The organism is Mycolicibacterium grossiae, assembly GCF_008329645.1.
GTDB classification, from domain to species: Bacteria; Actinomycetota; Actinomycetes; order Mycobacteriales; family Mycobacteriaceae; genus Mycobacterium; species Mycobacterium grossiae.
Window position 1 is genome coordinate 4,284,482 of record NZ_CP043474.1, and the last position, 13,681, is coordinate 4,298,162.

Here is a 13,681-nt window from a genome sequence, read left to right on the forward strand (position 1 = left end):
TCGGGGCTCACTCCCAGAGATCGGTGCGGTACTCGCGCCGGTGGATGACGAGGAATAGCACGGCGGTCAGGCCCGGGTCGATCCCGGGCCTGCCGTCGGTGCACACCACCCGCACCGGATGGTGTTCCCCGTCGTAGCGCAGTAGCAGCGGCCCGATCTCGCGAAGCACCCCGTCCTCGAACCGTGCACCGAACGGACCGATCGACGCCAGACGGTCGCCGTCGTACCGCACCGGCCACGCACCGAGCGCCACCGGACGACCCCCTCCTTCGGCGTATCTCACGTCGAAGGGTCCGATGCCGCACAGCCGCGTGCCGAGCCGGTCGAAGCGCAGCGGTAGGTCGCCCACCGACGTCGGGCGTCCCGTCCACCGGGCGGAGTGAACACGGGCACTTCCCAACGCGCGCAATCGCGTTCGCGTCACGTCGTAGCGGATGTCGACGGAACCCACGACCTCACCGTAGTGGCGTGACGCCTCTCACCGGAACCCATCAGCGTCATCTGCCGCGCCTAGACTCGACGGCATGGACGTGCGCGCGACCCCCGGTCTGCTGCGCATCGAGGACTGTCTCGACGCCGACGGTCGGATCGTCCTGCCGGCCGGGGTCACCCTCATCTCGCTCATCGAACGCAACGTCGCCCACGTCGGCGATCAGGTCGCCTACCGCTACGTCGACTACGCGGACACCGACGCGGGTCACGCCGTCGAGCTGACCTGGCGGCAGTTCGGCGCGCGCCTGCGGGCCGTCGCGGCCGAGGTGCAGCGCATCGCGGCGCGCGGCGACCGCGTCGCCGTCCTCGCGCCGCAGGGGCTCGACTACGTCGTCGGGTTCTACGCGGCGATCAAGGCCGGTGCCATCGCCGTGCCGCTGTTCGCCCCCGAGTTGCAGGGCCACGCCGAACGTTTGGCGACGGCCTTCGCCGACGCCCGTCCGGTGGCGGTACTGACCACGGCAGCGGCCCTCGACGCGGTGACGGCATTCCTCGACACATTGCCGTCGGACCGCCGGCCTGACGTCGTCCTCATCGACGGGGTGGACGCAGCGGCCGGGAATGACTTCGTGGCGGTCGATCTCGGCATCGACGACGTCTCGCACCTGCAGTTCACCTCCGGCTCGACGCGCCCGCCGGTCGGCGTGGAGGTCACCCACCGCGCCGTCGGCACCAACCTGCTGCAGATGATCCTGTCGATCGACCTGCTGGACCGAAACGTCCACGGCGTGAGCTGGCTTCCGCTGTACCACGACATGGGGTTGTCGATGATCGGCTTTCCGACCGTCTACGGCGGCCACTCCACGCTGCTGTCGCCGACCGCCTTCATCCGGCGTCCGGAACGGTGGCTCCGCGCGCTCAGCGACGGCTGCCGGGAAGGCCGCGTCATCACCGCCGCCCCCAACTTCGCCTACGAGTGGACCGCCGAGCGCGCCCGGCTCCGCGACGACGAGGACGTCGACCTCTCCCACGTAGTGATGATCATCGGTTCCGAACCGGTCAGCATGTCGGCCATCGACCGGTTCGCCGACCCCTTCGCGCGCCACCGCCTGCCGGCCACGGCGTTCAAACCGTCCTACGGCATCGCCGAGGCAACGCTGTTCGTCTCCACCATCGCGCCCGACGCCCGGCCCACCGCGCTGCACGTCGACCGCACCGCCCTGGCGGCGGGCCGCGCCGTGCCGGTGCCCTCCGACGACCCCTCGGCGATCACCCAGGTGGCGTGCGGGCAGATCGCCCGTAGCCAGTGGTGTGTGATCACCGACGCGGACCGGGAGCTGCCCGACGGACGGGTCGGCGAGATCTGGTTGCACGGCAACAACATCGGCCGCGGTTACTGGGGCCACCCGGAGGAGAGCCGGCACGCCTTCGGGGCGACGCTGACGAGCCGCGTGCCGCACCACAGCCACGCGACGGGCGTGGCCCCGGACGCCCGCTGGCTGCGCACCGGCGATCTCGGCTTCCGGCTCGACGGCGACCTGTACGTGACCGGGCGACTGGCCGACGTCCTCGACGTTCGCGGCCGCAGGCACTATCCGCAGGACGTCGAAGGAACCGTCGCGTCGGCATCACCCATGGTGCGCCGGGGGTACGCCGCCGCGTTCACGGTGCCGGGCGAGGGTGACGCACCGGACGTGGTCGTCGTCGCCGAACGCGCCGCCCGCACCAGCCGGACCGATCCGGCACCCGCCGTGGCCGCCATCCGCGCAGCGGTCGCCGCCACCCACGGCCTCGACGTCGTCGACGTGCGCTTCGTGCCCGCCGGCGCGATACCACGCACCACCAGCGGCAAGTTGGCGCGCCGGGCGTGCCGGGCCGAGTACCTCGCCGGCGGCTACACCTGACCGTGCCGCGGCGGCCGCGTGCCGGACAGGACGTGGCGGCCGATGTGCTGCAGCTTCCACCGCGTCGCGTCGTGCAGCGTGTGCGTGCGGGCGTCACGCCAGTACCGCGACAGGTTGGCCGTCGCCGACGCGCTGCGCGTGCCGCCGAGGTCGAACAGGCCGCTGGACGCGGCGAGTGCAGCGCGCACGGCGGCGACCTTGGCCACGGCCACCGTGATCGAGGCGGCCGCAGCGCTGTCGGCGGTGAGATCGGCTCGCGCGCGGTCGATCTCCCGTGCCGCCTCGGCCAGCAGGGCCCGTGCACCGCGGACGGTGACCTCGAGGTCGCCGGCCACGTGGATGAGCGTCGGATCCTCGGCGGCCGTGTCGACCCCGGCCTCGAAGTGCGGTCGTGCCGCGGCGGCCTGCCGCACGCCCTCGGCCAGCGCGCCGGTGGCGATCCCCACGTCGATGGCGGCGTGCAGCAGCTGGGCCTGGGCGCCGAAGACCGTCGGGCCGGCGAAGATGGGGGAGTAGCCGACGACGTGCTCGCCGGGAACGGACACGGCCTCGAGCGTCACCGTGCCCGACGCCGTGGTGCGTTGGCCCATCCCGTCCCAGTCGTCGACCACGTCGAGCCCGGGTGCGTCCCGCGGGATGAATGCCAACGCCTTGGGCGTCGACGCCGTCGGCGCGGCGTCGCCGTCGGGCAGGGACGCCCGCACGACGAGCCAGTCGGCGAAGAGTGCCCCGGTCGAGTAGAACTTGCGGCCACTCAGCAGGTAGCCGCCGGCGCCGTCGGGCACCAGCGTCGTGGTGTCGACGTTCACCGCGTGCGGGCCGCGTTCGGTCTGGGCGTTGGCGAACAGCGCACCGCCGCGCATCAGGCGGAAGAAGAACTCCCGTGCCACCGTGCTGCCCTGCAGCCGCAGGGCTTCGGCGAAGGTGAAGTGCGACTGCGGGATCTGCGCCAGCGAGGGGTCGGCGTGGGCGAGGATGCGGAACACCTCGGCCAGCACCGTCGCCGGCGCCTCCGGTCCACCGTGGGCCGTGGGCACCGTCAGCGCGAGCAGCCCGGAGCGCTTGAGGGCGGCCACCTCGTCGAACGGCAGTCGCCGCTCGGCGTCGCGCGCGGACGCACCCGCGGCGAATTCGGCGGCCAGACGCTCGGCCGCCGCAGGCGCGTCGGCGGCGGTCGGCGTCGGCGACTGTGCGACCGAGGCACTCACCGTGCCGAACCGACGAACGGGATCGATGCCGGGGTGGCGTCGGTCCGTCCGCCGTCGAACAGGCCACGCTCGCGCAGGATCGGGACGACGCCCTCACCGAACCAGAACAGTTCCTCCAAGTGCGGATAGCCGGAGAAGATGAACTCGTCGATGCCGACCTCGGCGTACTCGGCGATGCGATCCGCGACGTCGGTGTGGCTGCCCACCAGAGCCGTTCCGGCGCCGCCGCGGACGAGGCCGACGCCGGCCCACAGGTTCGGTGCGATCTCGAGGCTGCGCGCGTCGTTCCAGCTGCCGTCGGCGCGGTTGGCCTCATGCAGGGCCAGCATCCGCTTCTGCCCTTCGGACTGGCTGCGGCTCAGGCCGGCCTGCGCCGAGCGCACCGTCTCCTCGTCGAGCGCGTCGATGAACCTGCCGGCCTGCGCCCACGCCTCGTCGGCGGTGTCGCGCGAGATCGTGTGCAACCGGATGCCAAAGCGGACCGTCCGCCCCTGGTCGGCAGCCTCCTTGCGGATCCACTCGACCTTCTCGCGCACCGCCTCCGGCGGTTCACCCCACGTCAGGTACACGTCGGCATGCCGCCCGGCGACCGGGCCGGCGGCCTTCGAGCTGCCGCCGAAGTACAACGGCGGCACCGGATTCGGGGGCAGGGCGAGCGCGGCCTCCTCCACCTGGATGTGCCTGCCGTCCAGGGTGACGGTCTCCCCGGCCCACAGCCGGCGCACCACGTCGAGGAACTCGTCGCACCGCTCGTAGCGGGCGTCCTTGTCCAGGAAGTCGCCGAAGGACCGCTGCTCGTGCGCCTCGCCGCCGACGACGACGTTCAGCAGGATGCGCCCGGGCGCATGCCGCGCGAACGTGGCGGCCATCTGCGCCGAGAGCGTCGGGCTGATCAGCCCGGGTCGGAAGGCCACCAAAAAGGCCAGCGACGTGGTCTCACGGGCGAGCAGGGCGGCGGTGACGAAGGCGTCCTCGCACCAGGCGCCGGTCGGGATCAGCGCCCCGGTGAAGCCGAACGTCTCTGCGGCACGGACGATCGACGCGAGGTAGTCGATCGACGCGTCGCGGTCGCTGTGCGCGGACCCGGCGGGCAGGCCGTGACCGCCCCCGACGATGAGACGGCTGTCGCCGTAGGTGGGCAGGAACCAGTGCAGAGTCACGGACACGTCGAAATCCTATCGATTGGGCTGCGACGCCGACGATGCCGACGACGAAGGCACGGTGGCGGGGCGCTCGATGACCGTCGAGCGGGGGCCGCCGACCCGGTAGGACGCCCCGCGGTGTTCCTCGGGAAGCCGATCGCCGCGGCCGAACAGCTTGTCGCGCAACGTCCCTGGCGCGTACTCGGCCTGGTAGGCACCGCGCTCGGTGAGCACCGGCACCACGTGGTCGATGAAGTCCGCGAACGATCCGGGCGTCACCGCGTAGGCCAGGTTGAACCCATCCACGTCGGTCTCGTCGACCCACTCCTGCAGCACGTCGGCGACCTGTGCGCCCGAACCCACGATCAGCGGACCGAGGCCGCCGATCTTGCCCCAGGTGGCGATGTCGTCGACGGTCCACTCGCCGCCGTCCGGGTCCGCCGACTGGAAGGCCTTGACGGCGGACAGGATCGCGTTCGAGTCCACGTTGCCGATCGGCTCGTCGCGGCCGTAGCGCGCGAGGTCGATGCCCATCCAGCCGGACATGAACACCAGGGCGCCCTCGGCATCGCCGTAGGACAGGTACTCGGCGTGCTTGGCACGCGCCTCGTCCTCGGTCGCCGCGGTGATGACCGTCGACAGGTTGAAGATCTTCGCCGCATACGGGTCGCGGCCGGCCAGTTCCAGCTCGCGGCGGATGGTGTCGACCGTCTCGCGCAGGATCGCCTTGGTGGGCGCCGCGGTGAAGATGGCCTCGGCGTTCTCGGCGGCGAACCGCACCCCGCGCGGGGACGCGCCCGCCTGGAAGATCACCGGCGTGCGCTGCGGCGACGGTTCGGACAGGTGGATGCCCGGGACGCTGAAGTGCGTTCCGTCGTGGCCGATGTGGTGCACCTTGGCCGGATCGGTGAACACGCCGCGGTCGCGGTCGCGAATCACGGCGTCGTCCTCCCAGGAGCCCTCCCAGAGCTTGTAGAGCACCTCGAGGTACTCGTCGGCATGGTCGTAGCGGGCGTCGTGGGCGGGCTGGTCGGTCTGACCCATGTTGCGTGCGGCGGCGGGCAGGTAGCCGGTGACGACGTTCCAGCCGATGCGTCCGCCGGTGAGGTGGTCGAGCGTCGAGATCCGGCGGGCAAAAGGGTAGGGATGTTCGAACCCGGTGCCGGTGGTGATGCCGAAACCGAGATGTCGCGTGACGAACGCCATCGCCGAGACGAGCAGCAGGGGATCGTTGACCGGCACCTGCGCCGCCTGCCGGATGGCGGCCTCGTCGCTGGCGCCGTAGACGTCGTAGGTACCGAGCACGTCGGCGATGAAGAGCCCGTCGAAGCGACCGCGCTCGAGCAGCTGGGCCAGATCGGTCCAGTAGTGCAGGTCCTTGTAGCGCCAGGACTGGTCCTGCGGGTGGCGCCATAGACCGGGTGACTGATGGGCCACGCAGTTCATGTCGAATGCATTGAAGCGGATCGTGCGGGTCACTGGCCCGAGTGTGGGCCACCGCGAGCGAGTCGTCACCGGTTGCGTTCACGACGATTCGAAGACGGCTCGGGGCCCTTCGGCGCGGCGATCGGTTTGAGCAGCGACTTCTCGTGGTAGAGCCTTCTGAGCCCGACGCACCAATGCGCCGATTCGACCGGCACGCGGCCCGCGGGAGGGGAGACTGGTCGGGATCGTCGGAGAGGAATGCCTGGGTGAGTACGAGCGACGCCGACGAGCTGTCGTTGAGCGCGCCCGAGCCGGCGGTGTTCAGCGCCGACCCCGACGTGGGCCGCGACCTCGCGCGCGTCGACTGGGCAGCCACGCCGCTGGGCCCGCCGGACACCTGGCCGCAGAGTCTGCAGACCGCCGTCGCGATCCTGCTGTCGTCCCGGTTCTCCATGTGGATGGCGTGGGGTCCGGAACTCACGTTCTTCTGCAACGACGCGTACCGCCGCGACACGCTGGCCGCCAAGTACCCCTGGGCGCTGGGTCGGCCCGCGAGCGAGGTGTGGGCGGAGATCTGGGACGACATCGGTCCCCGCATCGACGGGGTGCTGACCACCGGCCGCGCGACCTGGGACGCCGCGCTACTGCTGTTCGTCGAACGCTCGGGGTACACCGAGGAGAGCTACCACACGTTCTCTTACAGCCCCCTGCGCGACGACGCCGGCGACGTCGTCGGGATGCTGTGCGTGGTCAGCGAGGTCACCCAGCAGGTGATCAGCGAGCGGCGGCTCGCGACGCTGCGCGACCTCGGTTCCGATCCGAGCGTGCTCCCCTCCGAGGAGCGCATGCTCAACGTCGCGGCCGATCAACTGGGCCACAACCTTCGGGACCTGCCATTCACCCTGACCTACCTCTTCGACGAGGACGGCGTCGCGCAGCTCGCCGCGGCCAGCGGCATCCAGGCGGGTCACCCGGCTGCACCCGTGGTCCTCCCGCACGACGACGGACCCTGGCCCGTCACCGCGCCGGCGCGCGGCGAGACGGTGCTGGTGGATCTCGAGCCGTTCACCGACCTGCCGACCGGGGATTGGGCCGAGCCGCCGACGCAGGCTCTGGTCGTGCCCCTGATGCAGCAGGGCACGTCGTGCGGATTCCTCGTCGCGGCGCTCAACCGCTACCGATTGTTCGACGACGAGTACCGCGGCTTCGTCGACCTGGTCGCCGCTCACATCTCTGCGGAGATCGGCAGCGCGCGCAGCTACCGCGCCGAGCAGCGCCGCGCTGAACAGCTCGCCGAACTGGACCGCGCCAAGACCACGTTCTTCTCGAACATCAGCCACGAGTTCCGCACCCCGCTGACGCTGATCCTCGGTCCGGTGGCCGAACTGCGCGCCCGCACCGCCGGCGTCGACGACGAGGCGCGCGCCGAACTCGAGGTGATCAACCGCAACGGGCTGCGGCTGGCCAAGCTGGTCAACACGCTGCTCGACTTCTCGCGTATCGAGGCCGGCCGCATGCAGGCCAGCTTCGAGGCCGTCGACCTGGCGGCCGCCACCGCGGATCTGGCCAGCGTCTTCCGCTCGGCGATCGACCGGGCGGGGCTCGACCTCGTCGTGGACTGCCCGCCGCTCGACGAACCCGTGTACGTCGACCGGGACATGTGGGAGAAGGTCGTCCTGAACCTGCTCTCGAACGCCCTGAAGTTCACCTTCGACGGCGCCGTGACGGTCCGGGTGCGCCGCGACGGGGATGACGCCGTCGTCACCATCGCCGACACCGGCATCGGCGTCGCCGAGGACGAGATGCCCCGGCTCTTCGAGCGCTTCCATCGCATCGAGAACGCCCGCGCACGGTCGAACGAGGGCAGCGGAATCGGCCTGGCTCTGGTCAAGGAACTCGTCGGCCTGCACGGCGGCATCATCTCCGCCGAGAGTTCGGTCGACGTCGGCACCACGTTCACCGTCCGGCTGCCGTTCGGCACCTCGCACCTCGCTCCCGAGTCGATCGTCGCCGCGGGCGATGCCCGTCCGGCGCCCGCCGCCGCCGACCCGTACCTGCAGGAAGCGCTGCGCTGGCTCCCGGCGGGCGTCGACGGCCAGGCCGACAACGGGGCCGCCGACACCGGCGCGGCAGAGGCCGAGGCCGCCGTGCCGATCGACACCGCCGTCTCGCCGTCACCCGGTCCGGTCACCACCGCGCGGGTCCTGGTGGCCGACGACAACGCCGACATGCGCGAGTACCTGAGCCGGTTGCTGCTCACCGCCGGCTACGAGGTCGAGGGCGTGCAGGACGGTCAGCAGGCGCTCGACCGCATCCGCGCGACGCTGCCGGACCTCGTCGTCAGCGACGTGATGATGCCCCGTCTCGACGGCCTGGCCCTGGTCGCGGCGCTGCGCTCGGACACCCGCACCGCGTCGGTGCCGGTACTGCTGCTGTCGGCGCGCGCCGGACAGGAGGCCTCCATCGAGGGACTGCAGGCCGGTGCGGACGACTACCTGGTCAAGCCGTTCGCGGCCGCCGAACTGCTCGCGCGGGTTCGCGCGAACGTCGAGCTGGCGAAGCTGCGCGGACATCATGCGCGGTGGCGCACCGCGCTCGTCGAGTCGTTGCAGGAGGCGTTCTTCGTCTGCGACGAGACCGGTGCCGTCATCGAGATCAACGCCGCCTTCACCGACGTCCTGGGCTACGGGCCGGAGGGCCTGCCGTACCACGCCGTACACCCGTGGTGGCCGGACGCCGAGCACGACCCGGAGGCGCACCGCCTCGTCGCCGAGGCGTTCGACGGGTTGGTCGGCCGCCCGCGCGGCACCTACACCGTGCCGGTGACCCACCGCGATGGGCACCGACTGTGGGTGACGTTCAGCTTCAACCACGCCTCCGACCCGGACACCGGCAGGCAGATCATGGTGGGCACGCTGCGCGACACCACCGCCGAGCACTACACCGCCCAGCGGCAGTCCGCGCTTGCCGAGCTGAATCGCGTTCTCGCGCAGGCAGATACGGTCGGTGAGGCGCTTCGCCTCGCCACCGAGGAGATGCGCAGGCTGTGGAACGCGCGCCGGGTCCTCGGGATTACCTTCCCGCCGCAGTCCGCCACGCCGCTCACCGACGAGAGCGTGACCGCCGGCGACGCCGTGTCCTTCGCCGACCTGCCGCTGACGACGCGGGAAGCGATCGAGACGCTCAGCCAACGCGACCTGCTGACGGTGGACACCGCTCGCGCCGGCGCCGTCGGCATCGTCCTGCAGCATCCGCGCGGCGTGGTGGTGGTGTGGATCGAACTGGCCGACCACCGCCGGTTCACCACCGAGGACCATACGCTGCTGACGGTGCTGGCCGGTCGCCTCGGCCAGGGCCTGCAGCGGGTCCATCAACTCGATCAGCAGCGCGAAACCGCTCTGGCGCTGCAGTTCTCGATCCTCGGACCGTCGAAGTTGCCCGACGGGTTCGCCGTCCGGTACCAGCCCGCGACGCGTCCCCTGCACGTCGGCGGAGACTGGTACGACGTGGTCGACCTCGACGACGGCCGGGTGGCGCTGGTGGTGGGCGACTGCGTCGGCCACGGTCTGGCGGCGGCCACCGTCATGGGCCAGCTCCGCAGTGCCTGTCGTGCCCTGTTGCTCGAGGACCCGAATCCGCGGGCGGCGCTGACCGGCCTGGACCGGTTCGCCGCCCGGTTGCGCGGCGCGGCCTGCACCACGGCGTTCTGCGCGGTGCTCGATCCGGCGGCCGGCGAGATGGTGTACTCCAGCGCCGGTCATCCGCCGCCCATCCTGGTGCACGCCGACCGCACCGTGTCGATCCTCGAGGAGGGGCGCACCATTCCACTCGGCATCCGCACCGACCGGGAGCGTCCCGAGGCGCGGGTGTCGATCCCGCCGCGCAGCACGCTGTTGCTGTACACCGACGGGCTCGTGGAGCGACGCCGCGACTCGCTGGACCACGGCATCGCCCGCGCCGCAGCGGCGGTGCGCGAGGGCGCCGAGTGCACGCTGGAGGACCTGGCGAGCCAGATCATGACGCAGATGGCCCAGGGGGACGGCTATCAGGACGACGTCGCCCTCCTGCTGTACCGGCAGCCGGCGCCGCTGTGTCTGACCTTCCCGGCGCACCCCAGCCACCTCGCGACGACCCGGAATGCGTTGCGCGAGTGGCTGGTCAATGCCGGTCTCGGCGACGAGCAGGTACAGAGCCTGCTCGTGGCGGTCGGCGAGGCGGTGGCCAATGCCATCGAGCACGGACACCGCGACCGGCCCGAGGGCATCGTCTCCCTGGAGGCCGTCGCGTCCGTCGACCAGGTACGCCTGTCGGTGATCGACAGCGGCACCTGGAAGCCGGTGCGGACCGTCGCCGACATCGGGCGGGGTCGCGGCATCGCGTTGATGGAGGCGCTCGCCGACCACGTCGACATCGAGCGGCACCCGTCCGGGACGACCGTTTCCCTGCAGGCGAGGATTGTCTGATGACCACACCGCTGACCATCGACTCGGGGCCGCGTGAGGATGGCTCGTACGTGGTCGCCGCCGACGGTGAGATCGACATGAGCAACGTCGCGATGTTCACGACGGCCATCGAGACGGCGGTCCGCGCATCCGACGGCGGGACCGGCGTGAAGGTCGACCTGAGTTCGGTGGACTACCTCGACAGCGGAGCGATCAACACGCTGTTCGCGCACGCCGATCACATCCGCGTGGTGGCCAATCCCATCCTGCTTCCGGTCCTCACCGTCAGCGGCCTGACCGAACTGGTGACCGTCGAGGCGGCACCGTCGGGCTGACCGGTGAGGTTCAGCGCAGCGCCATGTCCCAGAACGCCACCTCGAGGGTGAGCACCTCGGCGATCAGCTCGTCTCGACCCGACGGCACGGCGACGGCGCCGAGTTGCTCGACGTAGTCGGCGAAACCGGGATGCGTCCAGTGCTCGGTGAACTCGCGCAGCGGCGACGACGGCGACGTCGCGGTGGTCCACGCCAGCAGGTACACCCGTTCCAGCACCCACAACGCGGTGACCGCGTCGTCGAACGGAGCGGCGTCGAGCCGCTCGAGCAGTGAGCGGTAGGCGAGGGTCGCGTCGAGCGCCCGCTGGCCGAGGTCGAGGCCACGACGGGCGGCCTGCTCGTCGAACCAGTCGAGTTCGTCCACCAGGGCCGCACAGCCGCCGGCGAGCACCCGCTGCGAACTGCGCGGCGCGCGGGCCAGCAGCCGGGCCTGGAACCACAGCAGATCGGCGACGAAGAGCACGTCCTGCGCCAGCCAGCGATCGAAGGCGTCGGCGGTGATGGTGCCCTCGCGGACGGCGTCGAGGAAGGGGTGGCGGGTCGCGGCGGTCCACAGGTCGTCGAGCACGTCGCGCACCCTATCGGGTCCGTCGGGCCAGCAGCCACGCTCGTCCATCGGACTCCCCGGCCGTCACGACGTGCAGTCCGCCGAAGGCCGCGGGCAGCGCGCCGGGGCGGGCGCGGAAGCGGCCGGGCGTCGCTCCGACCTCGCTGAGCACCGAGATCGCCAACAGGCCGCCCGGCGCCAACCGTTCGACGATCGGACCGTCGAGGCGCGGGTCGCGGAACAGCTGGCAGACCAGGACGTCGACGGGTGGTCCCGGCGGCAGTCCGTCGTCGAGGTCGGCGACGGAGAACCGGCAGCGGTCGTCGACGCCGACGCGGCGAGCGAGTGCCGCAGCGCAGTCGATGGCCACCGGCGAGACGTCGACGGCGGTGACCTCGATGCCGCGCAGCGTCAGCCAGACCGCGACGACACCAGTGCCGCAGGCGATCTCGAGACCACGCCCGCCGGTCGGGAACTCGTCGGCGACGGCGGCGAAGCACTCCGGCGGCCGGGGCACCACGCCCGGTGACGGCGTCCGTGCGGCGTACCGCTCGTCCCAGCGCATCCGATCGGCGTCCGACATCGCGGCCAGCCTAGTGCCGTCGTGGTCGTCGGCTCAGAGCGCGTCGAACGCGCCCTCGCGCACGCGCGCGCGGACCGTCCTGCGGTCGAGCTTGCCGCTCGGCAGCGTCGGGATCTGGTCGGCGGCCGCACGGAACCACCGCGTCGGCACCTTGTAGACGGACAGCTGGGCACGCGTGCGTGCGGTGAGATCCGCGGCTGCGGCTTGCGGTGTGGTTGGCGTTGTGGATGGCGTTGTGGAAGGCGCTGCGGGAACGATGACGGCGCAGACCTCCTCACCGCGCTCGGGGTGGTCGAGGCCGACGACGACGCACTGCGTGACGTCGTCGAAGCGCTCGACGACGGCCTCGACCTCCAGCGGTGACACGTTGGCACCGCTGGACTTGATCATGTCGCCGGTGCGGCCGACGTAGAACAGCCGCGGGTCACCGGTGCGCCGGTAGACGCGGTCGCCGGTGTGGTACCAGCCGTCGGCGTCGAAGGTGTCCACGCGTTCGCGCTTGTTGTAGCCCGCCATGACGCCGACGCCACGGACGAGCAGCTCGCCGACCTCGCCGTCGGGAACCGGGCCGCCGGTTTCGTCGACGATCGCCATCTCGGTGTGCGCGAAGCCGCCGGCGGTCTCGGACATCGTGCGGTGCACCGGGTAGCCGTCCGGGACGTCGACCATGGCGATGTCGAGCGGACCGTCACGCAACAGCGGTGCACTCGACAGGTCGCGGTCGGCGAAGGTGGGGTGGTCGCGCAGGCGCTGGGTGAACGCGGGCCAGCCGATGACGCCGGTGGCGCGCTCCCGCTCGACGAGGTCCAGCGCGACGCCGGGGTCGAGGTTGGGCTGCACCAGCACGGTGACGGGGCCGTGCAGTGCACCGGTGGTCGCCAGCAATCCGCCGATCCAGAAGAAGGGCATCGCGCACAGCACCTTTGGCGGCCCTGGATTGCCGGTCACCGCGCGGATGGCGGCGGGCCAGGTCGCGGTCTGGCGCGTCAGGGTGCCGTGGGTGTGCAGCACGCCCTTGGGGTCGGCGGTGGACCCGGAGGTGTGCACCATCACGGCGAGGTCGGCAGGGGAGACCTCGGCCTCGGCGGCGGCGAGCACATCGGGTGAGACCAAACTTCGCTCTGAGATCCCCCCGGCCGGCGCGGCGGTGGCCCAGCCGGGGCAATCGGCGGGTGCGCCGGTGAGCACGATCGACCGGAGATGCGGCGCGGCCGGCAGGGCGATCCGGTCGGCCCGTTGGCCGGCCAGCCCGTCGAGGGCGCCTTCGAGGCGTGCGGGGACGTCGATGCCGAGCACGCGCCGCGGGGCGACGAGGGTCGAGACGTCGCTGAGCCGGAGCACCCTGGCGAGTTCGGCCGGCGGGTACAGCGTGCTGAGCGGTATCACCAGCGCACCGACGCGGGACGCGGCCAGCCACCACGTCACCCACTGCGTGCCGTTGGGGAAGTAGAGGCCGAGGCGGGTGCCCTTGCCGATGCCGCGCCATAGCAGGAAGCGGGCCAGGTGCGCGGAGCGTCGTTCGGCGTCGGCGTAGGTGAGGCGGTCGTCGGGGGCGGCGTCGGGGGTGATGACGTAGGGATGATCGCCGTGGTCCCGCGCGATGCGGTGCAGCAGGGCGGGCACCGTGAGTGCGTGGGCGGTCACGCTGGCATTCTCGCCGATA

10 protein-coding genes are annotated in these 13,681 nt (G+C 71.6%); 3 read left to right on the forward strand and 7 right to left on the reverse strand.

The features are described from left to right. Positions 1–7: 7 nt before the first annotated feature. Positions 8–451: a hypothetical protein gene (locus tag FZ046_RS20635; protein ID WP_125939731.1), complete on the reverse strand. Its 444-nt coding sequence runs from the start codon at positions 449–451 to the stop codon at positions 8–10. A gap of 73 nt (positions 452–524) precedes the next feature. Here FZ046_RS20635 and FZ046_RS20640 point away from each other — a divergent pair, with 73 nt between their 5' ends. Further along, a complete protein-coding gene (locus FZ046_RS20640; protein WP_070353797.1) occupies positions 525–2,336 on the forward strand; it encodes a fatty acyl-AMP ligase in 1,812 nt (603 codons plus the stop codon). Here the strand turns inward: FZ046_RS20640 and FZ046_RS20645 are convergent. From FZ046_RS20645 to FZ046_RS20655, 3 genes are read right to left on the reverse strand one after another with little or no spacing between them, the layout of a single operon-like run. Next, a complete protein-coding gene (locus tag FZ046_RS20645; RefSeq protein WP_070353796.1) occupies positions 2,327–3,544 on the reverse strand; it encodes an SfnB family sulfur acquisition oxidoreductase in 1,218 nt (405 codons plus the stop codon). The two genes, FZ046_RS20640 and FZ046_RS20645, sit on opposite strands and share 10 nt — an antisense overlap. Then, positions 3,541–4,710, reverse strand: a complete 1,170-nt coding sequence (locus tag FZ046_RS20650) for an LLM class flavin-dependent oxidoreductase (protein WP_070353795.1) — start codon at positions 4,708–4,710, stop codon at positions 3,541–3,543. Before FZ046_RS20650 ends, FZ046_RS20645 begins: the two co-directional genes overlap by 4 nt. Before the next feature lie 9 nt (positions 4,711–4,719). Then, on the reverse strand, positions 4,720–6,165 hold the full coding sequence (locus tag FZ046_RS20655) for an LLM class flavin-dependent oxidoreductase (protein WP_070353794.1): 1,446 nt from the start codon (positions 6,163–6,165) through the stop codon (positions 4,720–4,722). Positions 6,166–6,377: 212 nt separating this feature from the next. Between FZ046_RS20655 and FZ046_RS20660 the strand changes: the two genes are divergently transcribed. Both FZ046_RS20660 and FZ046_RS20665 read left to right on the forward strand, forming a co-directional pair. Then, complete coding sequence (locus FZ046_RS20660) at positions 6,378–10,574, forward strand: SpoIIE family protein phosphatase (protein ID WP_070353793.1); 4,197 nt, start codon at positions 6,378–6,380, stop codon at positions 10,572–10,574. Further along, on the forward strand, positions 10,574–10,888 hold the full coding sequence (locus tag FZ046_RS20665; RefSeq protein ID WP_070353792.1) for an STAS domain-containing protein: 315 nt from the start codon (positions 10,574–10,576) through the stop codon (positions 10,886–10,888). Before FZ046_RS20660 ends, FZ046_RS20665 begins: the two co-directional genes overlap by 1 nt. A 10-nt stretch (positions 10,889–10,898) precedes the next feature. On the opposite strand, the gene FZ046_RS20670 is transcribed toward FZ046_RS20665, so the two are convergent. The 3 genes from FZ046_RS20670 to FZ046_RS20680 are packed head-to-tail and all read right to left on the reverse strand — an operon-like array spanning position 10,899 to position 13,662. Continuing rightward, positions 10,899–11,456 carry a TenA family protein gene (locus tag FZ046_RS20670; protein ID WP_070353816.1) on the reverse strand — a complete coding sequence of 186 codons (558 nt, stop codon included), beginning with the start codon at positions 11,454–11,456 and terminating at the stop codon, positions 10,899–10,901. A gap of 10 nt (positions 11,457–11,466) precedes the next feature. Then, complete coding sequence (locus FZ046_RS20675) at positions 11,467–12,018, reverse strand: class I SAM-dependent methyltransferase (protein WP_070353791.1); 552 nt, start codon at positions 12,016–12,018, stop codon at positions 11,467–11,469. Positions 12,019–12,051: 33 nt separating this feature from the next. Then, a complete protein-coding gene (locus tag FZ046_RS20680) occupies positions 12,052–13,662 on the reverse strand; it encodes a class I adenylate-forming enzyme family protein (protein ID WP_083298296.1) in 1,611 nt (536 codons plus the stop codon). Positions 13,663–13,681: the final 19 nt, after the last annotated feature.

Bases quoted from the DNA above. Each gene is read 5' to 3' on its own strand.
- FZ046_RS20675 (WP_070353791.1), bottom strand. From the start codon at position 12,018: ATGTCGGACGCCGATCGGATGCGCTGGGACGAGCGGTACGCCGCACGG.
- FZ046_RS20640 (WP_070353797.1), top strand. From the start codon at position 525: ATGGACGTGCGCGCGACCCCCGGTCTGCTGCGCATCGAGGACTGTCTC.
- FZ046_RS20665 (WP_070353792.1), top strand. From the start codon at position 10,574: ATGACCACACCGCTGACCATCGACTCGGGGCCGCGTGAGGATGGCTCG.